Origin of the sequence: Pseudomonas oryzihabitans, assembly GCF_014522265.1 — a bacterium.
In the GTDB taxonomy this organism is placed as follows: Bacteria; Pseudomonadota; Gammaproteobacteria; order Pseudomonadales; family Pseudomonadaceae; genus Chryseomonas; species Chryseomonas aestiva.
Map to the genome: position 1 here is coordinate 4,241,257 of NZ_CP017024.1, position 26,573 is coordinate 4,267,829.

22 protein-coding genes and 1 pseudogene are annotated in these 26,573 nt (G+C 68.6%); 12 read left to right on the forward strand and 11 right to left on the reverse strand.

The annotated features are described in order from the left end of the window. Positions 1-34 precede the first annotated feature (34 nt). Positions 35-784 carry an SDR family NAD(P)-dependent oxidoreductase gene (locus BGI51_RS19660; RefSeq protein ID WP_187981362.1) on the reverse strand — a complete coding sequence of 250 codons (750 nt, stop codon included), beginning with the start codon at positions 782-784 and terminating at the stop codon, positions 35-37. Between the two features lie 193 nt (positions 785-977). On the opposite strand from BGI51_RS19660, the pseudogene BGI51_RS19665 reads away from it, so the two are divergent. Next, positions 978-1,888: pseudogene (locus tag BGI51_RS19665) on the forward strand (LysR substrate-binding domain-containing protein). Here BGI51_RS19665 and BGI51_RS19670 read toward each other — a convergent pair. Continuing rightward, complete coding sequence (locus tag BGI51_RS19670; RefSeq protein WP_187979435.1) at positions 1,885-2,766, reverse strand: LysR family transcriptional regulator; 882 nt, start codon at positions 2,764-2,766, stop codon at positions 1,885-1,887. The pseudogene BGI51_RS19665 and the gene BGI51_RS19670 overlap by 4 nt on opposite strands. A 128-nt stretch (positions 2,767-2,894) precedes the next feature. Between BGI51_RS19670 and BGI51_RS19675 the strand changes: the two genes are divergently transcribed. From BGI51_RS19675 to BGI51_RS19685, 3 genes are read left to right on the forward strand one after another with little or no spacing between them, the layout of a single operon-like run. Further along, positions 2,895-4,205: a CitMHS family transporter gene (locus BGI51_RS19675; RefSeq protein ID WP_187979436.1), complete on the forward strand. Its 1,311-nt coding sequence runs from the start codon at positions 2,895-2,897 to the stop codon at positions 4,203-4,205. Beyond that, a complete protein-coding gene (locus tag BGI51_RS19680; protein WP_187979437.1) occupies positions 4,206-5,558 on the forward strand; it encodes an acyclic terpene utilization AtuA family protein in 1,353 nt (450 codons plus the stop codon). After that, on the forward strand, positions 5,555-5,869 hold the full coding sequence (locus BGI51_RS19685; protein ID WP_187979438.1) for an AtuA-related protein: 315 nt from the start codon (positions 5,555-5,557) through the stop codon (positions 5,867-5,869). The genes BGI51_RS19680 and BGI51_RS19685 overlap by 4 nt, the downstream gene beginning before the upstream one ends. On the opposite strand, the gene BGI51_RS19690 is transcribed toward BGI51_RS19685, so the two are convergent. Further along, positions 5,866-6,159 (reverse strand): hypothetical protein, encoded by a 294-nt coding sequence (locus tag BGI51_RS19690; RefSeq protein WP_187979439.1) that lies wholly within the window; start codon positions 6,157-6,159, stop codon positions 5,866-5,868. The two genes, BGI51_RS19685 and BGI51_RS19690, sit on opposite strands and share 4 nt — an antisense overlap. A 200-nt stretch (positions 6,160-6,359) precedes the next feature. On the opposite strand from BGI51_RS19690, the gene BGI51_RS19695 reads away from it, so the two are divergent. After that, positions 6,360-6,818: a hypothetical protein gene (locus BGI51_RS19695; protein WP_187979440.1), complete on the forward strand. Its 459-nt coding sequence runs from the start codon at positions 6,360-6,362 to the stop codon at positions 6,816-6,818. A gap of 16 nt (positions 6,819-6,834) precedes the next feature. Here BGI51_RS19695 and BGI51_RS19700 read toward each other — a convergent pair whose 3' ends face one another. Beyond that, positions 6,835-7,806 (reverse strand): SDR family NAD(P)-dependent oxidoreductase, encoded by a 972-nt coding sequence (locus tag BGI51_RS19700; RefSeq protein WP_187979441.1) that lies wholly within the window; start codon positions 7,804-7,806, stop codon positions 6,835-6,837. Positions 7,807-7,975: 169 nt separating this feature from the next. Next, complete coding sequence (locus BGI51_RS19705; RefSeq protein WP_187979442.1) at positions 7,976-9,859, reverse strand: sigma-54-dependent Fis family transcriptional regulator; 1,884 nt, start codon at positions 9,857-9,859, stop codon at positions 7,976-7,978. Between the two features lie 365 nt (positions 9,860-10,224). Between BGI51_RS19705 and BGI51_RS19710 the strand changes: the two genes are divergently transcribed. Genes BGI51_RS19710 through BGI51_RS19730 form a run of 5 tightly spaced genes read left to right on the forward strand, consistent with a single transcriptional unit; the run spans position 10,225 to position 15,493 of the window. After that, positions 10,225-11,274, forward strand: a complete 1,050-nt coding sequence (locus BGI51_RS19710) for an ATP-NAD kinase family protein (RefSeq protein WP_187979443.1) — start codon at positions 10,225-10,227, stop codon at positions 11,272-11,274. Between the two features lies 1 nt (position 11,275). Further along, positions 11,276-12,253: a thiamine pyrophosphate-dependent dehydrogenase E1 component subunit alpha gene (locus BGI51_RS19715; protein ID WP_187979444.1), complete on the forward strand. Its 978-nt coding sequence runs from the start codon at positions 11,276-11,278 to the stop codon at positions 12,251-12,253. Positions 12,254-12,278: 25 nt separating this feature from the next. Beyond that, positions 12,279-13,298, forward strand: a complete 1,020-nt coding sequence (locus tag BGI51_RS19720; protein ID WP_187979445.1) for an alpha-ketoacid dehydrogenase subunit beta — start codon at positions 12,279-12,281, stop codon at positions 13,296-13,298. Then, a complete protein-coding gene (locus BGI51_RS19725; protein ID WP_187979446.1) occupies positions 13,295-14,416 on the forward strand; it encodes an acetoin dehydrogenase dihydrolipoyllysine-residue acetyltransferase subunit in 1,122 nt (373 codons plus the stop codon). The genes BGI51_RS19720 and BGI51_RS19725 overlap by 4 nt, the downstream gene beginning before the upstream one ends. A 12-nt stretch (positions 14,417-14,428) precedes the next feature. Continuing rightward, positions 14,429-15,493, forward strand: coding sequence for a 2,3-butanediol dehydrogenase (locus tag BGI51_RS19730; protein WP_187979447.1), 1,065 nt, complete (start codon positions 14,429-14,431; stop codon positions 15,491-15,493). Positions 15,494-15,539: 46 nt separating this feature from the next. On the opposite strand, the gene BGI51_RS19735 is transcribed toward BGI51_RS19730, so the two are convergent. The 3 genes from BGI51_RS19735 to BGI51_RS19745 form a co-directional block, all read right to left on the reverse strand. Beyond that, a complete protein-coding gene (locus BGI51_RS19735) occupies positions 15,540-16,118 on the reverse strand; it encodes a glutathione S-transferase N-terminal domain-containing protein (RefSeq protein ID WP_187979448.1) in 579 nt (192 codons plus the stop codon). A gap of 64 nt (positions 16,119-16,182) precedes the next feature. Further along, positions 16,183-17,154 carry a methyltransferase gene (locus tag BGI51_RS19740; RefSeq protein ID WP_187979449.1) on the reverse strand — a complete coding sequence of 324 codons (972 nt, stop codon included), beginning with the start codon at positions 17,152-17,154 and terminating at the stop codon, positions 16,183-16,185. A 61-nt stretch (positions 17,155-17,215) separates the two neighbouring features. Continuing rightward, positions 17,216-18,688 (reverse strand): iron-containing redox enzyme family protein, encoded by a 1,473-nt coding sequence (locus BGI51_RS19745; RefSeq protein ID WP_187979450.1) that lies wholly within the window; start codon positions 18,686-18,688, stop codon positions 17,216-17,218. Between the two features lie 268 nt (positions 18,689-18,956). On the opposite strand from BGI51_RS19745, the gene BGI51_RS19750 reads away from it, so the two are divergent. Further along, on the forward strand, positions 18,957-19,877 hold the full coding sequence (locus tag BGI51_RS19750) for a sensor domain-containing diguanylate cyclase (protein WP_187979451.1): 921 nt from the start codon (positions 18,957-18,959) through the stop codon (positions 19,875-19,877). Here the strand turns inward: BGI51_RS19750 and BGI51_RS19755 are convergent. Beyond that, entirely contained in the window at positions 19,874-20,182 is a 309-nt protein-coding gene (locus tag BGI51_RS19755) for a hypothetical protein (protein ID WP_187979452.1), read from the reverse strand. The genes BGI51_RS19750 and BGI51_RS19755 overlap by 4 nt on opposite strands. Before the next feature lie 144 nt (positions 20,183-20,326). Continuing rightward, entirely contained in the window at positions 20,327-21,946 is a 1,620-nt protein-coding gene (locus tag BGI51_RS19760) for a methyl-accepting chemotaxis protein (protein WP_187979453.1), read from the reverse strand. A gap of 225 nt (positions 21,947-22,171) precedes the next feature. Here BGI51_RS19760 and BGI51_RS19765 point away from each other — a divergent pair, with 225 nt between their 5' ends. After that, a complete protein-coding gene (locus tag BGI51_RS19765) occupies positions 22,172-25,258 on the forward strand; it encodes a hybrid sensor histidine kinase/response regulator (RefSeq protein ID WP_187979454.1) in 3,087 nt (1,028 codons plus the stop codon). Here the strand turns inward: BGI51_RS19765 and BGI51_RS19770 are convergent. Further along, the gene (locus BGI51_RS19770; protein ID WP_405046431.1) at positions 25,255-26,571 is read right to left on the reverse strand and encodes an APC family permease; all 1,317 of its coding nucleotides are present in this window, start codon (positions 26,569-26,571) and stop codon (positions 25,255-25,257) included. The two genes, BGI51_RS19765 and BGI51_RS19770, sit on opposite strands and share 4 nt — an antisense overlap. Positions 26,572-26,573: the final 2 nt, after the last annotated feature.

Below are 26,573 nucleotides of genomic sequence, written 5' to 3' on the forward strand. Positions count from 1 at the left end.
TTGTCGATGCAGAGCGTTGAAAACGAGGGGGCGATCAGTGGATCAGCATGCCGCCGTTGACGTCCAGGGTGACGCCGGTCAGGTAGCCGGAGAGATCGCTGGCCAGGAACAGCGCGGCATTGGCCACGTCTTTGGGCTCGCCGAGGCGACCCAGCGGGATGCCGTCGATGATCGACTGGCGGCGCTCGTCGTGCATCAGTCCGCCGGTGATGTCGGTCTGGATCAGGCCTGGGGTCAGGGCATTCACGCGGACGCCGTCCGGCCCGAATTCCCGCGCCATCGCCCTGGTCAGGCCCAGCACCCCGGCCTTGGCGGCGCTGTAGTGCGGTCCGCCGAAGATGCCACCGCCACGCTGGGCGGACACCGAGGACAGGCAGACGATGCTGCCAGCGCCCTGCGCGCGCATGGCCGGGATCACCGCCTGGGACATCAGCAGGGTGCCGCGCAGGTTGACGTCGAGGATGCGGTCGTAGTCGGCGCGGCCGATCTCCAGGGTCTTCACCGGCTGGGTGATGCCGGCATTGTTGACCAGCACGTCGAGGCGACCGTACTGGGCGAGCGCCTGGTCGACCGCGGCCTTGACCTGGGCTTCGTCGGCCACGTTGGCCGCCAGGCCCAGGTGACCTTCGCCAAGGCTGGCGGCGGCATCCCGCGCGGCACTGGCATCGAGGTCGAGGATGATGACCCGCGCGCCCTGGGCGGCGAAGGCCTGGGCCGTGGCGCGACCGATGCCGCGCGCGGAGGCGGCGCCGGTGATGAGGGCGATCTTGTCTTGCAGCAGCAGGGCATTCAGGGCATGACGCTATCCTTCTTGTTGTTGTGGAGGGCTGTCGCTGAGGGCCAGAGTGCCCCTGCCCCAGGGCCCCAGCAACGCAGCCTGCGTCAGACCGTGCTGAAAAAAATTCATGCCTGTGGCTTGGCAGATCGGCCAGGCCTGTCGACAATCAGCCTCGAACTGGCCACAGAAGCCGCGCCCCATGGATTCCGCCAAGACGCTTTCCCTGCCACCCCTGAAAGCCCTTCAAGCCTTCGAGCAGACCGCCCGCTTCGCCAACGTCGCCCGCGCCGCCGAGCAACTGGCGCTGACGCCCTCGGCGGTCAGCCATCAGCTGGCCAAGCTGGAAGCCCTGGTGGGTCGCGCCCTCTTCGTCCGCGGCGCGCGCGGCATGACCCTGACCCCGGCCGGGAGCAATACCTGGAAGAGGTCAGCGAGGTGCTGCACCGGCTGGCCATGGCCACGGATCGCGCGGCCAGCGATGCCGGCCTGGAATGCCTGCGCCTGCACTCGGCGCCGAGCTTCGGCCTGCTCTGGCTGATGCCGCGGCTGGAGCTGTTTCGCCAGAGTCATCCCGACCTGCAGATCAATCTCTCCTGCTCCTACGAATCCCTGCACTTCAGCCGCGACAAGGTCGACATCGACATCCGCCACGGCCTGCCCAGCTGGCCGAACCTGGAGATCCGCACCCTGCAGCGCGAACGCCTGGCGGTACTGGCCGCGCCGCAGTTGCTGGAAAAACGCCCGGTCCGGTCGCCGGCGGATCTGCTGCACAGTGAGTTGATCCTGTCCGAGGCCACCCTCATGAAGTGGCCCAACTGGTTCGCCCAGCAGGGCCTGGCGCTGCCGGAACGTCCCTACACCCTGAGTTTCGATCGCTCCTACATGACCCTGGAAGCCGCCCGCCATGGCCTGGGCTTCGCCCTGGAGAGCACGGTGCTGGCGGCGGACTATCTGGCCCGCGGCGATCTGGTGCGGGTCCTGCCCCAGGACGACGACCTGCCGGTGGCCGCGCACCACCTGGTGTTTCCCCGGGCGCACTCGCGCTACGCCCGGGTGCGGCGCTTTCTCGACTGGCTGCAACAGGAACTGGGGCAGCCCTTCGACTATTAGCCTGCCTGCAGCCGCTGCCGAAGCAAGGCGACGAAGGCCTGAGCCGCCGGGGTGAGGCTGCGGCCGCTGGGGGTCAGGATGCCCAGCGGCCGGGCCAGGCTTTCGCCGCGGACCGGCAGGGCCACCACCGGGGCCTCGCCGCCCGCCGATTCCGGCAGCAGGGCGAGGCCCTGGCCGGCCGCCACCAGGGCCAGCAGGGTGCTCATGTAGTTGGCTTCCAGCGCCGCCACCAGGCGCAGGCCGGCGGCGGCGAAGGCGAAGTCCAGGCATTCGCGCACGCTGCTGTCGCGACCGGTGAGCAGCAGGGGTATGGCGTCGAGTTCGCCCAGGGTGATTTCGGCGCGGCCTGCCCAGGGATGGTCGCGAGGGACGAACAGCTGCAGGTGATCGACGTACAGCGGCTGGAACTCCAGGCCCACGGCCCGTGGCCGGACGCCGATGCCCAGATCCACCTGCCCTTCCCGGACCAGCGCCTCGACTCTACCGGCCACCACGTCCTGCAGGCGGACCTCGATGGCCGGATGGCGGGCCTGGAAGGTCTTCAGCAATTCGGGAAAGGGGCCCATGAAAAAGGACGGCAAGGCCGCCAGGGTGATCCGCCCGCGGCGCAGGCCCGCCAGGTCCCGGGCATGGGTCTGGACATCGCCCAGGTCCACCAGGATGCGCTCCAGGGGCCCACGCAGTTCTTCACCGGCGGTGGTGAGCTGAACCCTTCGCGGGGTGCGTTCGAGCAGTTGCACCTCCAGCCAGGCTTCGAGTTGCTGGATCTGCACGGTGAGCGCCGGAGGGGACAGGTGCAACTCCTCGGCCGCGCGGGCGAAGGAGCCCTGGCGGGCCACGGCGAGAAAGGCCTGCACGTGCTGGAGCAGATTCTTCATTTTGTTTTTCTGAACGCTGCTTTGAAAGATTCCAATTTACAGGAGATCCGGCGTCTTCGAATACTGGACCCACAACAACAAAACCTCCCGTGCGCCCGCCTGCCGTGCCACGGTCCAAGGAGTCCGCCATGCTCGCCCTGCTCGGTGTCGTCACCATTCTTGCGTTGCTCGTCGCGGTCATGAGCAAACGCGTCTCGCCCCTGGTCGCCCTGATCGTCATTCCCATCGCCGCGGCCCTGATCGGTGGCTTCGGCCTGGGCACCAGCGCCTTCATCATCGCCGGCATCAAGGGCGTCGCCCCGGTGATCGGCATGTTCGTCTTCGCCATCCTGTTCTTCGGCATCATGACCGACGCCGGGATGCTCGATCCCATCATCGACCGCATCCTGCGCACCGTCGGCACCCGGCCGACGCGCATCGTCTGCGGCAGCGCCCTGCTCGCCCTGCTGGTGCACCTGGACGGCTCCGGCGCGGTGACCTTCCTGGTGACCATCCCCGCCATGCTGCCGCTCTATACCCGCCTCGGGCTGGACCGGCGCATCCTGGCCTGCGTGGCCGCCATGGCCGCCGGGGTCAACTTCCTGCCGTGGACGGGCCCGGTGCTGCGCTCCTCCGCCGCCCTGCATGTGCCGGTGGCCGATCTGTTCCAGCCACTGATCCCGGTGCAGCTGGTGGGTCTGGCCTTTGTCTTCGCCAGTGCCTGGTGGCTCGGTCGCCGCGAGGAGAAGCGCCTGACCCTGGCCGGCCAGGCGCCCTGGCTGGACGCTAGCGGCGCGGGCGCTGCACCGGAGCGGGTACTCAGCGATGCCGAGCGCGCCCTGCGTCGCCCCGGGCGGTTCTGGATCAACCTGCTGCTGACGCTGGTGGTGATGGGCGTGATGATCGCGGGCTGGGTCGATCCGGTGGTGATGTTCATGCTCGGCACCGTCGCCGCGCTGTGCCTGAACTACCCCTCGGTGGACGCCCAGAAGGCGCGCATCGACGCCCATGCCAAGACCGCCCTGACCATGGCCAGCATCCTCTTCGCCGCCGGGGTCTTCACCGGCATCATGCAGGGCAGCGGCATGCTCAAGGCCATGGCCCAGGTGGCGGTGGCGGGCATCCCGGCTGGCCACGGGCAATTGATCCCGGCGGTGGTGGGCTTCCTGTCCATGCCGCTGAGCCTGCTGTTCGATCCGGATTCCTTCTACTTCGGCGTCATGCCGGTGATCGCCGAGGTCGGCCGCAACCTGGGGGTCGATCCGGTGCAGGTGGCCCAGGCCTCGCTGCTCGGGGTGCACACCACCGGTTTCCCGGTCAGCCCCCTGACCCCGGCGACCTTCCTGCTGGTGGGCCTGTGCAAGCTGGACCTGGCCGATCACCAGCGCTTCACCATCCCCTTTCTGTTCGCGGCCTCGGTGCTGATGACCCTGACCGCCCTGCTCCTGGGAGTCTTCTAGATGAGCCGTCTTCTTCGCATCGGCTGCGGCGCCGGCTACTCCGGTGATCGCATCGAACCCGCCGTGGAGCTGGCCGAGCATGGCCGCCTCGACTACCTGGTGTTCGAATGCCTGGCCGAACGCACCATCGCCCTGGCGCAACAGGCGCGGCTGGCCGATCCCGAGGCCGGTTTCGATCCGCTGCTGGAGGCACGGATGCGGCGCATCCTGCCGCTGCTGAATCAGGCGGATCGTCCGCGCCTGCGGGTGATCACCAACATGGGCGCCGCCCATCCCTCCGCCGCGGCGCGCAAGGTCGCGGCCCTGGCGCGAGAGCTGGGCGTCACCGGGCTGAAGATCGCTGCCGTGGCCGGCGACGACGTGCTGGCCCAGCTGCCCGCCGACGCCCTGCTGGACAGCGGCCAGACCCTGGCCGAACTGGGCGACCGGGTGATCTCGGCCAATGCCTACCTGGGCGTGGAAGGCATCGTCCAGGCCCTGGAAGCGGATGCCGATGTCATCATCACCGGCCGGGTAGCCGATCCCTCGTTGTTCCTCGCACCCCTGGTGCATGAATTCGGCTGGGCGGCGGATGACTGGGAACGTCGCGGGCGCGGCACCCTGGTCGGTCATCTGTTGGAATGCGCCGGTCAGGTCACCGGCGGCTACTTCGCCGATCCCGGTTACAAGGACGTCCCCGACCTCGCTCGCCTGGGCTTTCCCCTGGCCGAGGTGGACGCCGAGGGCCAGGCGACCCTGACCAAGATCGCGGGCTCCGGCGGCTGCGTGACCCCGGCGACCTGCAGCGAGCAACTGCTCTATGAGGTACACGACCCGGCGGCCTATCTGACGCCGGACGTCACCGCCGACTTTTCCGGCGTTGCCCTGCAGCAGTCCGCGCCGGACCGGGTCGCGGTCAGCGGAGCCCGAGGCAAGGCACGACCCGCGCAGCTCAAGGTCTCGGTGGGTTATCGCGACGGCTGGCATGGCGAAGGCCAGCTGTCCTACGCCGGACCAGGCGCCCTGGCCCGCGCCCGCCTGGCGGCTGAGGTGGTGCGCGAGCGTCTGCGACTCTGCGACGTACCGGTTCAGGAGCTGCGCTGCGAACTGATCGGCTGCGACGCCCTGCACGGCGCGACGCTGGCCACGCGCGCTACCGGCGAACCCTGGGAGGTCCGCTTGCGGGTGGTCGGGCGCTGCGCTACCCGCGCGGCGGCGGTGCAGATCGGCAACGAGGTGGAAACCCTCTATACCAATGGCCCGGCCGGCGGCGGTGGCGCCACCAAGGCGGTCCGCGAGGTGATCGCCGTGGCCTCGCTGCTGTGGCCGCGTGCGGCCGTCATCCCTACCCTGGAGCTGGAGACGCTGCCATGAAACTGCGCGAGATCGCCCACGTCCGTACCGGCGACAAGGGAGACACTTCGAACATGGCGGTGATCGCCTATCGCCACGAAGACTTCGACCGGCTGCGCCAGGCGCTGACCGCGGAACGGGTCGCCGCCTGGTTCGCCGACAGCCGACCCGCCGACGCCGCGCCTGTGCGCCGCTACGAGTTGCCCGCCTTGGGCGCGCTGAATTTCGTGCTGCCCGGCGCCCTGCGCGGCGGCGTCACCCGCTCGCTGGCGCTGGATGCCCACGGCAAGGGTCTTGGCGCGGCGCTGCTGGATCTGGAGTTGACGGACTAGCCGCACGGCTCAACCCGGGTGCCGACACCCGCGCCGGGCAAACGCGTCAGCAGGATGGTGTCCTTGTCGAGAGGCACCTGGGCACCCTTGCGTCTGAGTTCGTTGATGGCATGCAACAGGATCAGATTCACCTGCTCGACCTCGCGCATGTCGTCCGCCTTGAGCAGCCGCGACACCCGCACATTGTGATCGGCCTCGATGAGCGTAATCAGCAGGCCGTCACTGCGTCGCTCCAGTTCATGGCGCACGGGTGGATCGAGTTGGGCCAAGCGTTCATGCAACCTGTTCATCTGCAGGCTCCCGAAGGAACGTCACTCCCTTCAGGCTAGCCGCCGCGGTAGAGAACGCAAGGCGTCAGTGTCGCTGTGTCATACCAGGGTCAGGAGAGGGTGTACCGCGGCCAAGAAGCGGCTGAGGTCTGTCACGAAGCTGCCATCAGTATCCGGCAGGCTGGGCCTCCTGACCGCCACGCCGTGGCAGAGGCCGATCCATGGATACCCGCCCCGCCCTCCGCCACCGTACCCCGGCAGTCTCTCCTTCGACGCGCGCGGCCTTGGCTGCCAGGACGGCCTGCCATCGTCACGCCGAAGCGCATAGCCAACGCATTGCCCTGGCCACCCGGCATCTGATAGCGCTCGGGCATCTGCAGATCCTCCTGGTGACAGCCCGGCAACGGTCGGTCGCCGAGGCCGACGCCGAATTGCAGGCGCATTGCCAGGTCATGCTGGCGGAGGGGCTGCCGCTGTTGCCGCGTCTGGAGCTCGACCTGGCGGCTCCCCCATACGGGCCGGAGCTTGCCGCCAGCCTGGCCGGCATCGCCCCGACCGCCCTGCTCTGCACCCAGCCGGCCCTGGCCAGGGCGCTGCAGACTGCCCTTGCGTCCCAGGGTGAGCTGACCATCGTGGGTCCCGAGATAGCGATCGGGGCGCAGAACGCATCCTGGCACTAGCTCGGACGGTCACCTTTCAGAAATTCGTACCCCGTACGCCCTGCCCCGCCTGATCGGGCTGCTGCAGGTTGCCCGAATTAGCGGTCTTGACCGGGTTCCAGTCGATCTCGGCGCGCTGCACCGCATCGGCGGTGAAGCGTTCGTTGAGTTCCGGCGCCAGGCGATGGCCCCAGTAGGCCAGCTTCGCCTTGTAGCCCACGGTGATTTCCTTTTGCGGTTGCAGCAGCGCCTTGACGATGGCCTGCACCGCCTTGTCCGGTGCGTCCTTGGTCGGCAGATCGGGACGGTGGCCGGTATAGGTGGCCGCATGGCCCCAGATCGGCGTATCCAGCGCCCAGGGCAGCACCGTCGACAGCTGAATGTTCGGCTGGCGTCCACGCCGCAGTTCCTGCTGGAGCACCCGGCCGAGGCTGAGCACCGCGGCCTTGGACGCCGAATAGGAGGCCTGATAGGCGTGGGGGATCTCGCCGTCGACCGACGCCACATTGACCAGCCGGCCATAGCCCTGGCGACGGAAGCGCTGCAGGGCCAGGTGAGTGCCAATGACCACGCCTTTCACATTGGTATCCAGCAGACGCAGATGATCGTCCAGCGGGATCTCCTCGAAGCGGCCCACCGCCACGACACCGGCATTGTTGATCCAGCCGTCGATGCGACCGAAGCGCTGCTCGGCCTGCTTGGCCAGGGCAGTCATCTGCGCCATGTCGGCGACATCGGTGGGCACTGCCAGGGCGGCCACGCCCAGGGCCTGGACCTCGACCGCCAGGGCTTCCAGCGCCTCGCTGCGCCGCGCTGCCAGCACCAGATTGGCACCGTGCCGGGCCAGCGCCAGAGCCACGCCACGACCGACACCACTGGAGGCGCCGGTGACGACGATGGTCCGGCCGCTCAGTTGCGGGTGATCAGGCCGCCCGGAACGCCGGGGCGAGGTGCGGTTCAACAGGGCCAGGGCGGCAGGCAGGGCAAGGAGCAGTGGCAGGGTACGCATCAGGGATCTTCCTCGGTTCTGTGTCTGAGGTGTGACCCATGGCCGACCGCACTGACGTCCCGCCTGGGACGACCGGGGCCCGGCGCGCCGACGGCAAGCGCTTCGCTTGATCGCCGGGATCGCCGCGCCAGGGCAGCCGCCGTGCCCCACGACCGTTCGGCGGAAGAGCTCAGTCTTCGGTCTGGCGATGCGGCATGACGATGCCGTGCAGCTTGAGCCGCCGATAGAGGGTGGCCCGGGAAACACCCAGGGCACGGGCGGCGGGGATGGCCTTCCAGCGGTGCCGCACCAGGGCCGCCAGGATCGACCGTCGCTCCGGGCTGTCGACCTGGGGCTCAGGTTCGGTGAGCAACGCGCGTCCGGGGCGCAGGCTGGCCGGCAGGTGATCGAGGGTGATGCGGGCACCGTCGCACAGGGCGCAGGCGTAACGCAGCGCGTTGCGCAACTCGCGCACGTTGCCCGGCCAGTCATGTGCCAGGATGGCCTCCTGCGCCTGGGGCGTCAGCGCCGGCGCAGGACGCTCGCCGCCTTCCTCTTCGAGCAGCCGCCGCGCCAGCGCCAGGCGGTCGGCACGTTCGCGCAGTGGTGGCAGCTGGAAGACGGCGCCATTGAGGCGATAGAACAGGTCTTCGCGAAACAGTCCGGCGGCGACCCGCGCCTGGAGGTCGCGGTGGGTGGCGCAGACCAGCCGTACATCGACCCGCCGCGCCTGGGCGCTGCCCACCGGCAGCACTTCACCCTCGGCCAGCACCCGCAGCAGGCGCGTCTGCAGGGCCAGGGGCATGTCGCCGATCTCGTCGAGAAACAGGGTGCCGCCATCGGCCGCCACGATCAGGCCGTCGCGACCCTGGCGCTGGGCGCCGGTAAAGGCCCCCGCGGCATGACCGAACAATTCGCTCTCGATCAGGCTTTCCGGCAGCGCTGCGCAATTGAGGGCGATGAAGGGCCGCGCGCTGCGATCGCCGCCCTGGTGCAGGCCGCGGGCAAAGACCTCCTTGCCGGTGCCGGTCTCCCCGGTCACCAGGATCGGCAGGCCGTGGCGATAGAGACGCAGGGCGGTCGCGAGCGCCTGGCTGACCTGCGGCTCCTGTTCGTCTTCGGTCTCCAGGGCTTCGCGCACCAGGGGAATCACCACACCCGTGCGCGGCCGCGGCGCCCGGACCCGGGCGTGGAACTGCGCCTCGCCCAGGCGCAGGGGTTCAGGATCGTCCTCCTTTAAACGGGCCGAGGCGTCGCGACCGAACACCTCGTCAAGGCGCTCCGGCAGGTAGCCCAGCTGATTGAGGCAGAGTTGCCGGGCCGGACGATTCAGACCGGTCAGGCGGCCATTCGAATCCCAGGCCAGCAGGAATTCCGGCTGGGTATCGAGATAACTGGCCTGGGCATGGCCGCAGAGCACCCAGTCGCCCCGGGCGCTGTGCATGAAGTAGGCATTCTCGATGCGCTGGGCGCTGTCGCGGGTGAATTGCTGGATCAGCAGCTGGCTGCGCCGGTCGTCCGGCGAGCGCGGCGCCGAGACGTCCAGCACGCCGAGCAACTCGCCGCTCGGCGCGAACACCGGCGCCGCGGTGCAGGTCAGTCCGGTGAAGGCCACGCGGAAGTGATCGGCCTTGTGCACCGTGACTGGCGCCCGGTCGGTCAGTACCGCGGCCACGCCGCAGGTACCCTCCTCCTGCTCGGACCAGCAGGTACCCAGGTAGAGCCCGGCGCGGCGGCATTCGTCGTCGAGCCGGTCGCTGACCCGGTAATCCAGGGTATGGCCCTGGGCGTCGGCCAGCAGCACACAGTAGTCGGCCGCCTCGACCCGCGCATGCAGGGCGCCCAGTTCGCCATCGGCGACGCGCAGGAAGTCTTCCGCCGCCTGCTGGTGCTGGCGCAATTCGTAGCGCGAAAGGATGCGCGGCCCCCGCAGAGAGCCCGGGTCGAGCTGATATTGCTCGAAGGAACGGCGCCAGGAATCGAGGATGCGCCCGGGCGGACTGGCCGCGCGCAAGGGCGCGCGCAGGGCCTGGTCGATGGCGCGGGCGTGATAGCGGGCCTGGGTAGACAACATGGACGTCTCTCCCTGAATTCCGGTCATGGCATGGAAGGCCGGTCATTGTTCTGCCCTTCATTTAGCGCCCCCTGGCCCCGGCCTTCAAGTCCGCCGCGTCGTGAGACGAATCGTCTCAGCGTCTCGCCCTCCCGTCGCAGGCGTGAGACGCCCCGGCGCGCGGAGTCGCCCCTCCTACGACCAGTCGCCTCCATTCAAACCCGCGCCTTGCCTGCACTGCAGCGGATTCATCACGGTTTGGCACCGGCCTTGCTCAGGGCTCTGCGAGGCGCCTATCACAACGACAAGAGGGCCAGACCCATGAGCGCACCCTGGCATCACCGCACGGCTGCCCTGACCACCGGCCCGTGCCTCGGAGCTCAGCCATGCCCGTAACCGTCGGCATCCTGCCCAACCCGGCCTCGGGCCGTGACCTGCGCCGGCTGACCGGCAACGCCGCCCTGACCTCCAGCACCGACAAGGCCGGGGTGGTGATGCGCCTGCTGGCGGCCTTTGGCGCCACCGGCGTAGAGCGGGTGCTGCTGCCGCCGGACATGACCGGCATCGCGGCCGCCGTGCTCAAGGCCAGCGGCAGTCGCCAGGCCCGCGAGCAGCGCTGGCCGGAGCTTGGGTTTCTCAACCTGCCGCTGACCCAGACCGTGGACGACACCCGGCGCGCCGCGCGGCTGTTGCTGGCCCAGGGCGCGGCGGTGATCGCCGTGCTCGGCGGCGACGGCACCCACAAGGCGGTGGCCGCCGAGGTGGGCGACCTGCCGCTGCTGACCCTGTCCACCGGCACCAACAATGCCTTTCCCGAATTGCGCGAGGCCACCAGCGCCGGCCTGGCCGGTGGCCTGGTGGCGAGCGGCCGCATCGACCCGGCGCTGGCGCTGCGGCGCAACAAGCGGCTGCGGGTGGAAGTGCCGGAACGCGACATCCGCGACTGGGCGCTGGTGGACGTGGCGGTCTGTCGCCAGACCTATCTCGGTGCCCGCGCGGTGACCCGGGTGGAGGATCTCGCGGAAGTCTTCACCACTTTCGCCGAGCCCTGGGCTATCGGCCTGTCGGCCCTCTGCGGTCTCTGGCACCCCGTCGCGCGCAGCGCTCCCCATGGCGGCTGGGTGCGACTGGAGCCGGAAGCCCCGGCGCAACTGACCGTTCCCCTCGCCCCCGGCGTGCTGGCCCAGGCCGGCATCGCCGCCAGTGGCCTGCTGCTGCCCGGCGAACCCCGGATGCTGTCGCTGGCCACCGGCACCCTGGCGCTGGACGGCGAGCGGGAAATCGAATTCGGCCCCGAGGAGCGTCCGCAGGTGACGCTGGACCTCGACGGCCCCCTGAGCATCGACGTGGAGCGGGTACTGGAGCTGGCGGCGCAGCAGCGCCTGCTGGTCCGCCGCCTGCCCGCGTCGGCCCTCGGCAATCCTGGAGAACAATAAGATGAGCGAGACCGTAAGCGTCGAAAACCTGAGCCATGCCTACCGGGTGATGCGCACCATCCGCGTCTTCGAAGAGCGGCTGCACGTGGAATTCGCCACCGGCGAGATTCCCGGCTTCGTCCACCTCTATGCCGGCGAGGAGGCCTCGGCCGCCGGTGTCATGGCTCACCTGGGCCACGAGGACAGCATCGCCTCCACCCACCGCGGCCACGGCCATTGCATCGCCAAGGGCGTGGACGTCTACGGCATGATGGCCGAGATCTACGGCAAGAAGACCGGGGTCTGCCAGGGCAAGGGTGGCTCCATGCACATCGCCGACCTGGAAAAGGGCATGCTCGGTGCCAACGGCATCGTCGGGGCCGGCGCCCCGCTGGCCGCCGGCGCCGCCCTGGCCGCCAAGCTCAAGGGCAGCGACGCCGTTGCCGTGGCCTTCTTCGGTGACGGCGGCTCCAACGAGGGTGCGGTGTTCGAGGCCATGAATCTGGCCTCGGTGTGGAATCTGCCGTGCATCTTCGTCGCCGAGAACAACGGCTACGCCGAGGCCACCGCCTCGAACTGGTCGGTGGCCTGCGACCACATCGCCGATCGCGCCGCCGGCTTCGGCATGCCCGGGGTGACGGTGGACGGCTTCGACTTCTTCGCCGTCCATGAAGCCGCCGCGGCCGCCGTGGCCCGCGCCCGGGCCGGCGAAGGCCCCTCGCTGATCGAGGTGAAGTTCACCCGCTACTTCGGCCACTTCGAGGGCGACGCCCAGACCTATCGCGATCCCAACGAGGTCAAGCAGGCCCGGGAGCAGCGCGACTGCCTGATGCAATTCCGCGAGCGGGTGACGCGCTCCGGCCAACTCCAGCCCGCCCTGCTCGACAGCATCGACCAGGAGGTGGAACAGCTCATCGAAGACGCCGTGCGCAAGGCCAAGGCCGATCCCAAGCCCGGCCCGGAAGACCTGCTCAGTGACGTCTACGTCACCTACGCCTGATCGGAAAACAACAAGGAGCGCCACCATGGCCAGAAAGATCAGCTACCAGCAAGCCATCAACGAAGCCCTGGAACAGGAGATGCGCCGCGACCCCACCGTCTTCCTCATGGGCGAAGACAACGCCGGCGGTGCGGGCGCGCCTGGCGAGCAGGACGCCTGGGGCGGCGTGCTCGGGGTCACCAAGGGCCTCTACCACAAATTTCCCGGGCGGGTGCTGGACACCCCGCTGTCGGAGCTCGGCTACGTCGGCGCGGCGGTGGGCGCCGCCGCCCGCGGCACCCGGCCGGTATGCGAACTGATGTTCGTCGACTTCGCCGGCTGCTGCCTGGACCAGATCCTCAATCAGGCGGCCAAATTCCGCTACATGTTCGGCGGCAAGGCGGTCACCCCGCTGGTGCTGCGGACCATGGTCGGCGCGGGCCTCCGCGCCGCCGCCCAGCATTCGCAGATGCTCACTTCCTGGTGGACCCATATCCCCGGCCTCAAGGTGGTCTGCCCGGCCACCCCCTATGATGCCAAGGGCCTGCTGATCCAGGCCATCCGCGACAATGACCCGGTGATCTTCTGCGAGCACAAGCTGCTCTACGGGATGCAGGGCGAGGTGCCAGAGGAGTCCTACGCCATCCCCTTCGGCGAGGCCAGCTTTTTGCGTGAGGGCGACGACGTCAGCCTCATCACCTACGGCCGCATGGTGCACCTGGCCATGGAGGCCGCCAGCAACCTGGCGCGCCAGGGCGTCTCCTGCGAGGTGCTGGACCTGCGTACCACCAGCCCGCTGGATCGCGACAGCATCCTGGAAAGCGTCGAGAAGACCGGCCGCGCGGTGGTCATCGACGAGGCCAATCCGCGCTGCTCGGTGGCCACCGACATCGCCGCCCTGCTTGCCGAGCACGCCTTCGACGACCTGCGCGCCCCGGTACAGCTGGTCACGGCGCCGCACACCCCGGTGCCCTTCTCCGATGCGCTGGAAGACCTCTATATCCCCGATGCGGCCAAGATCGAGTGCGCCGTACTGAAGATCACCCAAGGGAGGCAGGCCGCATGAGCCAGATCCATACCCTGACAATGCCCAAGTGGGGCCTGTCCATGAGCGAAGGTCGGGTCAACGCCTGGCTCAAGACCGAAGGCGACAGCATCACCAAGGGCGACGAGGTGCTCGATGTCGAGACCGACAAGATCAGCAGCAGCGTCGAGGCGCCCTTCTCCGGCACCCTGCGCCGCTGCCTGGCCCGCGAGGACGAGACCCTTGCGGTAGGCGCCCTGCTGGCCATCGTGGTGGAAGGCGAGGCCAGCGACGAAGAGATCGAGGCGGTGATCGCGCGCTTCCAGGAGGAGTTCGTGCCTGGTGGCGAAGACGCCGCCGATGCCGGTCCCCAGGCCCAGCGCATCGAACTCGACGGCCGGCCGCTGCGCTATCTGGAGCGCGGTGCAGGCGGCCTGCCGCTGGTGCTGATCCACGGCTTTTCCGGCGATCTGGACAACTGGCTGTTCAACCACGAGGCGCTGGCCGCCGGGCGCCGGGTGATCGCCCTGGACCTCCCGGGTCACGGCCAGTCCGGCAAGACGCTCGCCACGGCGGATCTCGCCGAGCTGGGCGCCGCCGTGCTGGCTCTGCTCGACCATCTGGACATCCCCCGCGCCGTGCTCGTCGGCCACTCCATGGGTGGCGCCGTGGCCCTGCAACTGGCGCAGACGGCGCCGCAGCGGGTCGCCGGCCTGGTCCTGATCGGCAGTGCGGGACTGGGCCGGGACATCAATGGCGCCTACCTGGAAGGCTTCGTCGCCGCCACCAGCCGCAACCAGCTCAAGGGACCGGTCAGCCTGCTGTTCAGCGATCCCGGGCTGGTCACCCGGCCACTGCTGGAAGACCTGCTCAAGTACAAGCGCCTGGAAGGCGTGGACCAGGCTCTGAAGCGACTGGCCGGCACGCTCTTCCCCAATGGCCAGCAGGCCCAGGTGCTGCGCCAGGCACTCGACGGCGATCTGCCCGCCCTGGTGATCTGGGGCAAGGCCGACGCCATCATTCCGGTCCAGCATGCCGAAGGCCTGCCCGGAACCGTCCAGGTCGAGATCCTGGAAGGCCAGGGCCATATGGTGCAGATGGAGGCCGCGGACCGGGTCAATGTCCTGATCCAGGCCTTCCTGCCCCGCTGCGAACGCTAGAGGAGCCTCACGATGAAAGCAGCCCGTTTCCATGCCGCCCGCGACATCCGGGTGGAAGACGTCCCAGCCCCCGGCGAGCCGGGTCCTACCCAGGTCCTGGTGAAAAACCAGTTCTGCGGCATCTGCGGTACCGACCTGCACGAGTACCTTGGCGGTCCCATCTTCATTCCTACCGCGCCGCACAGCTACACCGGCGGTAAGGTGCCGCAGATCCTCGGCCACGAGTATTCCGGCGTGGTGGAGGCCGTGGGCAGCGAGGTGACGTCGGTGAAACCCGGTGACCGGGTCTCCATCCAGCCCATGGTCTCGCCACGGGACGACTACTATGGCCGCCGCGGCCAGTACCAGCTCAGCGAACAGCTGGCCATCATCGGCCTGTCCCATCCCTGGGGCGGCATGGCCGAGTACTCCCTGGTGGAGGACTACAACGCCATCCCCATGCCGGACGATCTCAGCACCGAGCACGCGGCGCTGATCGAACCCACGGCGGTGACCGTCTATGCCACTCACCGGGGCGGCGTGAAGCCCGGCGACAGCGTGCTGGTGGCCGGTGCCGGGCCCATCGGCCAGCTGCAGGTCATGGCTGCCCGCGCGGCGGGTGCCACGCGGATCTTCCTGGTGGACCTCAACGACAACCGCCTGGAGATGGCCCACCGCCTGGTGGAGGGGCTCATCACCCTGAATCCCGGCAGCACCGATGTGCTGCGCGAGGTGCGTGCCCGCACCGCCGGGGGCGTGGGGGTGGATGTGGCCTTCGAATGCGTGGGCGCCGAGGCACCGCTGGGGCTGTGCCTGGAGGCGGTCCGCCGCCAGGGCGTGGTGGTCCAGGTGGGGATGCAGGGCAAGCCCCCGGCGCTGGATGGCTTCACCCTGACCTACAAGGACGTCGACCTGCGCGGCTCCTGGTGCTACTCGACCCTGATGTGGCCCCAGGTGGCGGCCCTGATCGCCAGCGGCCAACTGCCGGCCGAGAAGGTCGTGACCCGCCACATCGCGCTGGACGACGTGGTGGAACAGGGCTTCGAAGCCTTGCTGGACAAGGCCGGGACCCAGCTGAAGATCCTGATCGAGCTCTAGGGCTTGCCCACGCGGTTGGCGGGGGCCGCCGCGTGGGCTTTTTGCCTTACTGGAAGCTCGTCGCGGCAAAGCTGGGACGCGCCAGGAGCCGCTGGTGAAAGGCCACCAGCCGCAGGTGCGCGGACCCGTCGATTTCCGGCAGCCGAAAGCTCAGGTAGTCGAGCCCGACCGCTACCAGGTAGTGGCTGAAATCAAGGTCCTCTGCATCCAGGGTGGAAGACTGGTCCAGGCGCGCCAGCAGGCGCCCGATGGCCGCCAGCCGGCGAGCGCCCAGCACCGATTCATCCTGGGCCGCACCGCCCTGCTTGCGGGCGATCACCGTGCCGAAGGCGGCGTCGATCAGGCCCTGGCCCAGGCCGGCCAATTGCAGGCGTTCGGCCGCAAGCGGGTTGCCGCCGCCCAGCTGGTGCAAATGGATGCAGATCAGCAGAGTCTCGCCGAGGGTCACACCCTCATCGGTGATCAGCACCGGCACCTTGTTGGCCGGATTGGCGGCCAACAGCTGCGCGTCCTCGTTCCAGGGGTCGCTCCACACCAGCGCCAGTCGCTCGCCAAAGCCGGCTTCCAAAGCGGTGACGCGCGCGGCGCGGGCATAGGGCGAGGTCTGGTTCAGCAGCAGTTGCATGGCGGACTCCGGGACACGGGCGGGTAATAGCAGCGCCCGCCAGTGTAGCCGTTGGCGTACGCCTTCAGTGCGACCGGGTTACCGTAAGGACCACGGCGGCGATACGATCGGTATGGGCGTAGACCCCTGCCTCCAACTCTTCGCCGAAGACATCCGGATCCAGCTCGCGATAGCGCCAGGCCACGTCCTGGCCGTCCAGGCGGGTGCGGACTTCTTCCAGGAATGGATCACGGCCATCGACCATGGCGACGCCGGTATAGAGCAGCAGGGTGCCGCCTGGCGCCAGGCGCTGCAGCGCCGTGTCCAGGATGGCCAGGGACAGGCCGGCCCCGAGGGGACCACCACCATGGCGATAGGCACGCTCGCCGGGATCGACCAGATAGGGCGGATTGGACAGGATGAAATCGAAGTCGCCCGCCACATCGTTCAGCAGGTTGCTGTAGCACGCGCTGACATTCTCGGCCCCGGCCAGTTCGGCGTTGGTCCGGGTCAGGGCCAGGGCGCGCTCGTTGATGTCCACCGCCAGCACCTCGGCATCGGGCCGCGCCAGGGCGACCAGGATAGCACCCGGACCGGCACCGCTGCCGATGTCCACGGCGCGGCGGATGTCACCGGTCTCGAAGCGCAGCTGGGCTTCCAGGGCATTGGCATAGCGATAGGTGTCGGGGCCAAAGAACACCGCATCGGCGTCCTCGGTGGGATAGGCGGAATGCACGAACAACTGGTCGCCCAGGCTCGACACCCGCACCCGGCTGCGCCAGCCACTCGGCACTGCGGTCAGCAGCTCGGCGGCCGCCAGTATGTCGACCAGAGAGCCGGGCAGCAGCTCGGGGGAAAACGGCCGGCTCCAGCCGAAGATGCCCTGCAGATCCCGCGCCCAGGCGTTGCCTGGCCGGGCATTGACCCGCGCGTGGGAGGCCGGGGTGGGCGTGATGAAGTGATAGTCCGCTGCGCGCAGCGTTTCGATCAGCAGTTTCAGGGCAGCGGCCGCGGCAGGGCTGGTCGCGGTGCGTTCGGGGTGTTCCATGGCCGTCATAAATGGTTCCTTCAATGACAGTCGAAAGGAAAAAGGACCCTCGCGGGTCCTTGAACAGGGGTCAGCTCAACAGGGAGACGAACAGCCGCGTCGCCAGCAGGCCGGCACGGCTGTGATGGCGCGCCGGTGACAGTTGCTCTACCAGCAGCGCCATGGCGGCCGCACGACTGGGCTGGCTCGCCAGCCGCTGCTCCAGCGCGACCTCATCGCGATCGAAGTAGCTCGCCTGGGCCTTGCTGGCATTGGCCGCCGTGCCCTGCTCGGCTTCCAGCGCCGGACACAGGCGCTCCTGCTGACGCTGGCGCGCGCGAAAGCTCACCTCGCGCCGCGGCGACACCGCCACCCGCTCGGCGGCAGCCGGGTTCCGGGCCCCGCTGTGCACGAAGTCACCGGCGATCCAGTCGTGGATCAGTTGCTGCTCGTAGGCGGTGAAGACGCCAAACATCTCGGCACGCTCGCCCTGGATCAGCCGCCAGAAGCGGCTGTTGACCGGGTCCTCGTGACGCTTGATCCAGCCCTGCTCCTGCATCACCTTGAGGAAGTCGGGAATCTGCGCCGGAGCGCATAGCCAGTCGCTGACGCTGCGGCCGCCGATGCGGCAATAGTCCGAATGTACATAGCGGCCAACCGTGCTCTTCTCCGCCAGCACCTCGATCACCGCCTGCTCCAGATCGAAGCTGCCGATCACCGAGGTGGTACCAGCGCCCAGTTCATTGAGCAGGTAGCCCTGCACCACGCGCTGGTAGAAGGCGGCGCGGCCCTCGGCCGGCATGGCGTCGTGCACCGCCTGCAGAGCCTTGCGCGCATGACCGGTACCGGCATTGTCGACCGTTACATGCAGCGTGAAGTAATAGGGGTCGATACCCAGCTCGTTAAGCTCGTAAGAGGTGATCAACAGGTGCAACGGTAACTGCTCGTAACCCAGATTGAAGCCGAGCACCTCGGGCAGGTAGTGATCGGCGTTATGGGCCAGGGCCAGCTGAATCGCGCCCTGGACATAGTGCTCGTCGCTCAGCTGCGAGAAATCTTCGCAGCCGTGACTGGCCAGCAGCTTGCGATAGAGCACCACATGGTTCTTGTCCGGCTGGCCGTCGCCCAGTTCTTCCAGATAGATCTGGATGGCCGCCCGATAGCGCAGGTCGTCCCAGTGGGCGAGCGTGCCATAGAGCCAGGCGCCATCCACCAGCTTGGTGGGTGCCACGCCACGCAGGAAGTACAGCGCATGGGCCTTGCTGCCGAAGTAGCGGCGCGGCGCACCAGCCTTGCGGGCCGCCAGGTAGTCCTGGTACCGGGCGCCGACCCGGGCGTTGTTCTCCAGCACCCAGCCTTCCAGGCCCTCGGGGTCTTCCGGCAGGTCGGTGGTCATGCCAGATACCGCCTGCAGTTGGTCGTCGAGAAAGCGTCGAGCCCTCTCCTGCGCCCTGACGCCCGGGTGCTCCACCAGCAATTCCTGATAGAGCGATCGGGCCGGTTGCAGGTTGAGCGGATTCGAGGCGGCGTACTGGCCGGTAACGGCTCTTGTCGTGGTCTGCATGAAGGGCACATCTGGCAGCTGATGAATACCTCGTTCGGCCTGCGGAAAAGGCCTTGGTTCCTGGCCGAGCCCGCGCCGGAACGGTGCCGCTCCGCTTGCGGCCGTCAAAGGCAGTACCTGGCGACCACTGCCATTCGTCGGCAGCCGCTCCGCGCCACTGCGCCTGCCGCCGGTCTGCGCCAGACGACGGGTGACCTGATGAAGGGCCTCATTTTCCAGGCTGGCGGGCCGATAGCCTGAAAACCCACGCGACTGCCAGGCCCTGCCCATGTCTCCTGCCGATTCCGATGTCGATCTGCGCGCCCTCCTCGATTCGATCCAGGAATTCATCATCGCCAAGGATGGCCGCGGGCGCTGGTTGTTCGTCAATCGCATCGTGCTCGAGGCCTACGCCATGCTCGGCTTCGACTACGTGGGCATCACCGATGCCGAATTGATCGAGCTGTTTCCGGATCATGCCCAGGCCTTCGCCTACAACATCGAGACCGACGAGCGCGCCTGGCGCAACGGTGTGGCCACGCAGATCGAGAAGTCCTTCATGGGGCCGGATGGACGCATCAATACCTGGGAAGTGATCAAGACGCCTCACTTCGATGCACAGGGCGGACGCCAGCTGCTGACCATCGTCAGTCGCAATGTCACCGAGCGCAAACTGGCGGAGACCGCCCTGCAGGACAGCGAAAGACGTTTCAAGTCCCTGGCCTACCTGGATACCCTGACCGGCATCCCCAATCGACGCAGCATCCTCGACCAGATCGTCGGTCACCTGGCGGCCGCCTCCTCCCAGGCGGAGTGCGCCCTGTTCTACCTCGACCTGGACAGGTTCAAGGCGATCAACGACGAATTCGGCCACGAGGTGGGAGATCGCCTGCTGGTGGCCTTCGTCACCCGGGTCAGCGCCTGCCTGCGCCCGGACGATCTGCTCGGGCGGATCGGTGGAGACGAATTCATAGTCTTCCTGCGCGACACCTCCGCCACCACCGCCCTGGCCCTGGCCGAGCGCCTCTGCCTGGCCCTGCAGGAGCCCTGGACGCTGCAGGACATCCGCCTGGCGACCACCTCTTCCATCGGCATCGCCCACGGCGCCGCCGGCAGCCTCAACGTCCACGAACTGATCCGCCGCGCCGATGGCGCCCTGTACCAGGCCAAGCGCGCCGGGCGGGCCCGGGTGGTGCTGGCGGACGGCTAGAGCCGCTCCGTCGGCTGGGCGCGGATCATGATCTCGCGCTGGCGAAAGGCCTTTTCCAGACCGTGCCGATAGCCTTCCCACCAGGCTCGATCCAGGGCCTCGGTCATGACCTCGTAGACCAGCAGCTCGTCGTCCTCGACGCGCTGCGCCTCGTCCTGGCACAGGCCCTCCACCGGGGCCCGGCTGAAGGCGGTCAGCCCGCCGAAGCGCGCGACCAGTTCCTCGCGCACCTCCTGGAACAGCGCCCCGGACAGGCGCTGGCCGTCATTGTCGTTCAGGGGTAGCAGCAACTGGACGAGGTACATGGCCATCTCTCCTGGAGTAGTGGGCTGCAGACCCCCTGGGCCCCCGGGCGGGTTCCCGTCCATTGATCCCCTGCCCGCACGCCAGAAATGCAAAGGCCCTGCCGAGGAGCGCTCGGCAGGGCCTTTCACCACCGTTCAGTCGGATCAGACCGAGAACCGGCCGACCAGGCGATTCATGTCCACCGCCAGGCGCGAGACCTCATGGGCGGCGGCGGCGGTCTGGTGCGCCCCGGCCGAGGTCTGGATCGACAGGTCGCGGATGCTGACCAGATTCTGGTCCACCGACCGGGCGACCTGGGCCTGCTCTTCCGAGGCCGTGGCGATGAGGAAATTGCGCTCGTTGATCTCGGTGATGGAGCGGGCAATCTCCTCCAGGGCCGCGCCCGCTTCGTTGGCAATCTTCAGGGTGGCGGTAGCCTCGTCGCGGCTGCGTTGCATGGCCTGGACAGCGCCTTCCGAACCACTCTGGATGCCGCCGATCATCTGCTCGATCTCGCGGGTGGATTCCTGCGTTCTGTGGGCCAGGGCCCGCACCTCGTCGGCGACCACGGCGAAGCCACGGCCCTGTTCGCCAGCCCGGGCGGCCTCGATGGCGGCGTTCAGCGCCAGCAGGTTGGTCTGCTCAGCGATGCCGCGGATCACGTCGACCACGGTGGCGATGCCTTGCGCCTGCCCGGCCAGGGCGACGATCTGCTCGCTGGTATGGGACACGGTGCCGGTCAGCGACTGGATGGCGTTGACGGTCTCGGTGACGCGAGCCGCGCCCAGACCGGTCGAGCGCTCCGACTGTTGCGCGGACGTCGAGGCCGAGGCGGCGTTGCGCGCCACCTCCTCGACGGCGGCGGTCATCTCGTTGACCGCGGTAGCCGCCTGCTCCACTTCGCTGTTCTGCCGTTGCAGCCCACGGCTGCCCTCTTCGGTCACGGCGTTCATCTCTTCGGCGGCGGACGCCAGCTGCGTCGAGGCTTCGCCGATGTGGCTGACGGTATCGCGCAGGGTCTGCTGCATCTGCACCGTGGCGCGCATCAGGTCGGCCATTTCGTCGCGGCCCTCTGCCACGGCCGCGACCCGCAGATCACCCTCGGCAATGCGGCGGTTGACGGCCAGCACCTGGCGCAGCGGCTGCAGGATGCTGCGGGTATAGAGCGTGGCCAGCACCACGGTGAGCACCACGGCCACGGCGGAGATGATCCCGAGCAGCCAGAGGTTATGGCTGTAGGTCTGGGTCGCCAGTTCGCCGGCCTGCTTGGCGCCGCGCTGGTTGAAGTCCGCCAGGGCCACGATCTTCTCTTGCAGATCGTTGGTCAGCGGCCGGATGTTGGCATTGACGTAGGCGGTCCCTTCGCTGGCCGGACGGGTCCGGGCGAGGGTGACGATCTCGTCGAGGCGGGCATCGTAGAGCTTGGCGCCGGCGGACACGGCATCGGCCAACCGCTGCTCCTCAGGCGAAGCCACCAGGGCCTGGTAGGCCGCCACCTCCTGCTGCAGATGGCCGCGCGCCTGGGCGATGGTCGCCGCGGCGGTCTGCTTCATCTGCTCGTCTTCAGAGGCCACCATGCGCAGGGTTTCCAGACGCAGCCTGAGAACGAGGGAGTCTATCTTCGCCGTCTGGGCGATGCTGGCCATCCAGTTGGTCTCGACATCCTGCTCAGCTTTGTACAGCGCGTTGAGGCCCACGGCCGAGGTGACCGCCAGCACCAGCAGCAACAGGGTAACGGCGGCAAAGCACACGGCCGAGCGGGCCGACAATTTCAGGGTACGCATGGCGCGACTCCAGTCAGGAAAGGCATGTTCACCCCTTCTGTTCGGCGCTACCGTCACTGGCTGAATAGCCACCCATCGGCGATCGACGGCGCACCCGCCAGGAGCTGCAGGCTAGAGCCGACGCGGGCTCCAGGGGGATGCAGCCAGCTGACGAGCAGCCGCCGCCCTGGCCAATTGCCATGCGCAGTCGGGCTAGAATGAGCCTTTTCCTCAATCGAAATCCCCATGCCGCCGACGAAGCTTCGCCCTGCGCGTCTGGTCCCCTTGCGCAATCGCCTGCTGGCCATCGCCTTCGCCGGAATCGTGCCCCTGGCGCTGGTGGCCGGCCTGGGGCTTTGGCTGCTCGTCCAACACCAGCAGCACGAAGCCGAACAGCGAGCCCTGGAGTCCAGCCGCCAGGCGGCCACCACCATCGAAAGCGAATTGCGCCGCTCGGTGACCATTCTCCAGGCATTGGCCGAGTCGCCCCTGTTGCGGACGGGTGACCTGAGCGATTTCGACACCCTGGTCGGGCGCATCCTGCCGCTGGTGCCAGGCTGGCGAACGGTGCTGCTCGCCACGCCGGAGGGCGAGGTCGTCCGGCGGATATCGAGCGTCAATCGGCCCGCAGGCGGTCCTCTCGCCGAACCGGACAGCTTTGCCGAAGTGCTCGCCCAGCGCCGGCCGGTGATCGGGCAACTGGGCCGCGGCCCCGCCGGGCTGCTGGCCTTTCCGATCCGGGTCCCGGTGCTGCGCGAAGGTCGGCTGATTTTCGTGCTGACCGCGGTGATGACACCGGAGAGCATCCGCGCAGCGCGCATGGCCCGCGCCCTGCCCAAAGCCTGGGTGGGCTCGGTATTCGATCGCCATGGCCTGCGCGTCGCCCGTACCAGCCTGCACGAGGAGAGCCTGGGCGAGCCGGCCCTGCCAGCTCTGGCCGAGATCCTGGCCCAGCCCGGCGAAGAAGGCGTCGGTACCGCCCGCACCCGGGAAGGTCACGAGGTCTATACGGCCTTCGTGCGCCTGCCCGATTCCGGCTGGACCGTAACCACGGCGATCCCCACCGAAGAGGTGGCCGCAGCCGCCAATCGCTCCTTCGCGCTCTATGGCGGCGGCCTGGTGCTGTCGGTGGTCTTCGCCTGGGCGATGGCCCTGCTGCTGTCGCGGCGGATCAGCCGGCCGGTGCAGGCACTGCAAGAGGCCGCCCAGGCGCTGGGGCAGCGCCTGCCGCCGGTGCTGCCCGACAGCGACGTGCTGGAGATCCGCCAGGTGGGCGAAGCGCTGCTGACCGCGGCCGAAGCCCGCCGGCTGATCGAAGAGGAACGCGACGACTACCTGCGCAACCTGCAACTGAGCCAGGAGCAGCTGCAACTGCAGGTCGCCGACCTGGAGGTCCTGCAGCGGCTCAATCATCGTCTGCTGCAGTTGCCCTCGCTGCCGCAGCAATTGCAGGAGATCCTCGCGGTCCTCTGTCGCTTCCACCAGACGTCCCTCGGCTGCGTCTCGCTACTGGAAGACGGCAAGCCGCCGCAGCTGTATTTCGCGGCCGGTTTCTCGGCGGAAGATCAGGCGCAGCTGGCCACCCTGCCCCTGGCGGAAAGCGCCTGTGCCGCCGCGCTGCGCAGCGATGCCCGGGTGGTGGTGCCGGCGCTGGCGGCCGCACCCGAGTTCGCCGCCCTGGCCGCCCTGGGCCAGCGCCTGGGCTTCGCCGCCCTGCATGCCGTGCCCCTGCGCAGTACCCTGCACGGCACGCTCGGCGCCATCACCGTCCACCTGCCGGAAGCCCGGGAACCCACGCCGCGCCAGCAGCGCCTGGCCGACCTGTGCGCCTCCAAGGCGGTGCTGGTGATCGACCGCGCCCGCATCCAGGAGGCCGCCCTGCGGTCGCAACGCCGGTTGCGGGTGGCCCTGGAAAGCTCCCAGGTCTCCTTCGGCATCGCCGTGCCCGCTGCCGCGGGTGCCTTCAACTGGGACTATCTCAACCCCATCGGCGCCACCACCCTGGACCTCGACGGCAGCGCTGCGAACGCCCGCCTGCCCTGGGCCAGTGCGCGGATCCTGCAGCTCTGTGCGGAGCACCAGGCCGGTGAGGCGGCCTGGTCCGTCGAAGTGCAAGGTGCCGATGCCAGCGGCGCCAGTTGCTGGCTGCAGATCAGCGCCACGCCCTTCGACGGCAACGTGGCGGTCTGGTTTCTCGACATCAGCAAGCGCAAGCGCCAGGAGCAACAGCTGCGCGACAACGACCGGCAAAAGGACGAATTCCTCGCCGTGCTGGCCCATGAATTGCGCAATCCGCTGGCCCCCATTCGCCAGGCGGCGGCGCTGATCGCCGCGCCCCAGGCCTCGGCCGAACAGCAGCAGCGCAGTTGCCAGACCATCGAGCGACAGGTGGAACGCATGGGCGCCCTGCTCAACGATCTGCTGGACATCTCGCGCATCACCTTTGGCCGCATCACCCTGCACAACGCCGTCGTCACCCTGCAGACGGTACTCCAGGCCGCCGCCGAGGCGACCCTGGCGCCCATGCAGGAGAAGCGCCAGACCTTCGCGCTGCACTTGCCTGAGGCGCCCCTCTGGCTGCATGCCGATCCGCTGCGCCTGGAGCAGATCTTCATCAATCTGCTGGGCAACGCCGCCCGTTACACCCCGGCAGGAGGCCGGATCACCCTCGCCGTGCAGGCGAGCGAGACCGAGGTGCGGGTAGACATCGCCGACAACGGCATCGGCATCGCCCCCGAGCGCCTGGCGGACCTGTTCCAGATGTTCGGCCAGCTCGATCCGCGCCTTACCGAGCGCTCGCCCGGGCTGGGCATCGGCCTGGCCCTTTCCCGCGAACTGGCGCGGTTGCAGGGTGGCGACATCACCGTGACCAGCGCCGGCCTGGGTCAGGGCAGCCGCTTCACCGTGAGCCTGCCGCTGACGGTGGCGCCACCCACCAGCGCGCTGGAGACCGTGGCCGCCGCCTCGGCAGCGCCCGCCACTCGCCGGATCCTGGTCGCCGACGACAACCCCGACATCGCCGACACCATCGCCGAACTCCTCGAGCTGGATGGCCACGAAGTGCGGGTCGCCTACGATGGCCAGCAAGCCCTGACGCTGTTCCAGAGCTATGGCCCCGAGATCGTCATCTCCGACATCGGCATGCCCGGCCTGACCGGTCACCAGCTGGCCCGGGCGATCCGCGCCACCCCGGACGGCCAGGCGGTCAGGCTGATCGCGATGACCGGCTGGGGCCAGCCCCAGGACCAGGCCGAGGCCCTGGCGGCCGGCTTCGATCATCACCTGACCAAGCCAGCCGACATGCGGACCCTCTACGCCCTGGTGGGCGCCTAGGCGTTGACCCGGTGCGAACCGGCCAGCCGCGTCAGCCCATAGAGCGCCACGCCCACCAGCAGCATCAGCCCGGCGCGCCACCAGGTCGCGGCGCCCTGCTGGGCCAGCAGTAGCGCACAGGAGCCTAGGGCCAGTACCGGAAAGAGCCAGTGGACGCGGAAATGCGCATGCTCGACCCGGTCGCGCTTGAGCACCAGCACCGCCAGGTTGGTGCTGATGAACACCACCAGGAGCAGTAGCACCACGGTTTCGGCCAGCACATCCAGGGTACTGGTATAGGTCAGGGCGATGGCCACCGCGGTGGTGGCGAGGATGGCGATCCCGGGGGTCTGTCGCCGTGGCAGCACCCGGCCGAGCACCGGCGGCAGCAGGCCCTGGCGGGCCATGCCATAGGCCAGGCGGCTGGCCATGATCATGGTCAGCAGTGCGCCGTTGGCCACGGCGATGAGGGCGATGACGGCGAACACCCGGGTCGGCACCCCCAGGCCCGAGGCACCGAGCACGTCCATCAGCGGTGCGCCCGACGCCTTGAGCTGGTCGACCGGCAGCACCAGGGCGGCGCCGGCGCCCACCAGCATGTAAACGATGCCGGCGATGACCAGGGCGCCAAACAGCGCTCGCGGATAGACGCGGCTGACGTCACGCACTTCCTCCGCCAGATTGGCCGAGGTCTCGAAGCCGACGAAGGAATAGAAGGCCAGCAGCGAGGCACCGAGGATGGCCACGGTGGCCGAGGGCGCGTCCACTTCCAGTAGCCGCGCCGGCTCGCCCTGTCCCTGGACGACGAACCAGGCCGCCGCCGCGACGACGATCACCAGGCCTGACAGCTCGATCAGGGTCATCACCAGATTGACCGACAGCGATTCCCTGATGCCCCGGGCATTGAGCAGGCCGATGAGCACCAGGAAGGCCAGGCAGACCCAACTGGCGGGCCAGGGCACCAGTGCCTGCAGATAGCCACCGGCAAAGGCCACCGCCAACCCTGCCGCACTGGTAACCCCGGCGGCCAGCATCGAGAAGCCCACCAGGAAGGACAGCCAGGGCTGCCCGAAGGCTCTCTCGGCGAACACCGCCGCGCCCCCCGCCCTGGGGTACTTGGTGACCAGCTCGGCATAGGACGCCGCGGTCAGGAGGGCGAACAGCAAGGCAACTAGCAAGGGCGCCCAGATGGCGCCGCCGACCCGGCCGGCGATGGTACCCGCCAAGGCATAGACCCCCGCACCCAGGACGTCGCCGAGGATGAAGAACAGCAGCATGGGCAGGGTGATGGCGCGTTTGAGCGTCGCGGTTGCAGGGGAGGATTCCATGGTCATGC

Coding starts and splice junctions, on each gene's coding strand:
- BGI51_RS19755 (WP_187979452.1), bottom strand. CDS start 20,182: ATGTACCTCGTCCAGTTGCTGCTACCCCTGAACGACAATGACGGCCAG.
- BGI51_RS19760 (WP_187979453.1), bottom strand. CDS start 21,946: ATGCGTACCCTGAAATTGTCGGCCCGCTCGGCCGTGTGCTTTGCCGCC.
- BGI51_RS19740 (WP_187979449.1), bottom strand. CDS start 17,154: ATGACGGCCATGGAACACCCCGAACGCACCGCGACCAGCCCTGCCGCG.
- BGI51_RS19700 (WP_187979441.1), bottom strand. CDS start 7,806: ATGCGTACCCTGCCACTGCTCCTTGCCCTGCCTGCCGCCCTGGCCCTG.
- BGI51_RS19695 (WP_187979440.1), top strand. CDS start 6,360: ATGGATACCCGCCCCGCCCTCCGCCACCGTACCCCGGCAGTCTCTCCT.
- BGI51_RS19685 (WP_187979438.1), top strand. CDS start 5,555: ATGAAACTGCGCGAGATCGCCCACGTCCGTACCGGCGACAAGGGAGAC.
- BGI51_RS19715 (WP_187979444.1), top strand. CDS start 11,276: ATGAGCGAGACCGTAAGCGTCGAAAACCTGAGCCATGCCTACCGGGTG.
- BGI51_RS19770 (WP_405046431.1), bottom strand. CDS start 26,571: ATGACCATGGAATCCTCCCCTGCAACCGCGACGCTCAAACGCGCCATC.
- BGI51_RS19735 (WP_187979448.1), bottom strand. CDS start 16,118: ATGCAACTGCTGCTGAACCAGACCTCGCCCTATGCCCGCGCCGCGCGC.
- BGI51_RS19675 (WP_187979436.1), top strand. CDS start 2,895: ATGCTCGCCCTGCTCGGTGTCGTCACCATTCTTGCGTTGCTCGTCGCG.
- BGI51_RS19725 (WP_187979446.1), top strand. CDS start 13,295: ATGAGCCAGATCCATACCCTGACAATGCCCAAGTGGGGCCTGTCCATG.
- BGI51_RS19680 (WP_187979437.1), top strand. CDS start 4,206: ATGAGCCGTCTTCTTCGCATCGGCTGCGGCGCCGGCTACTCCGGTGAT.
- BGI51_RS19750 (WP_187979451.1), top strand. CDS start 18,957: ATGTCTCCTGCCGATTCCGATGTCGATCTGCGCGCCCTCCTCGATTCG.
- BGI51_RS19730 (WP_187979447.1), top strand. CDS start 14,429: ATGAAAGCAGCCCGTTTCCATGCCGCCCGCGACATCCGGGTGGAAGAC.
- BGI51_RS19670 (WP_187979435.1), bottom strand. CDS start 2,766: ATGAAGAATCTGCTCCAGCACGTGCAGGCCTTTCTCGCCGTGGCCCGC.
- BGI51_RS19720 (WP_187979445.1), top strand. CDS start 12,279: ATGGCCAGAAAGATCAGCTACCAGCAAGCCATCAACGAAGCCCTGGAA.
- BGI51_RS19690 (WP_187979439.1), bottom strand. CDS start 6,159: ATGAACAGGTTGCATGAACGCTTGGCCCAACTCGATCCACCCGTGCGC.
- BGI51_RS19765 (WP_187979454.1), top strand. CDS start 22,172: ATGCCGCCGACGAAGCTTCGCCCTGCGCGTCTGGTCCCCTTGCGCAAT.
- BGI51_RS19705 (WP_187979442.1), bottom strand. CDS start 9,859: ATGTTGTCTACCCAGGCCCGCTATCACGCCCGCGCCATCGACCAGGCC.
- BGI51_RS19710 (WP_187979443.1), top strand. CDS start 10,225: ATGCCCGTAACCGTCGGCATCCTGCCCAACCCGGCCTCGGGCCGTGAC.
- BGI51_RS19745 (WP_187979450.1), bottom strand. CDS start 18,688: ATGCAGACCACGACAAGAGCCGTTACCGGCCAGTACGCCGCCTCGAAT.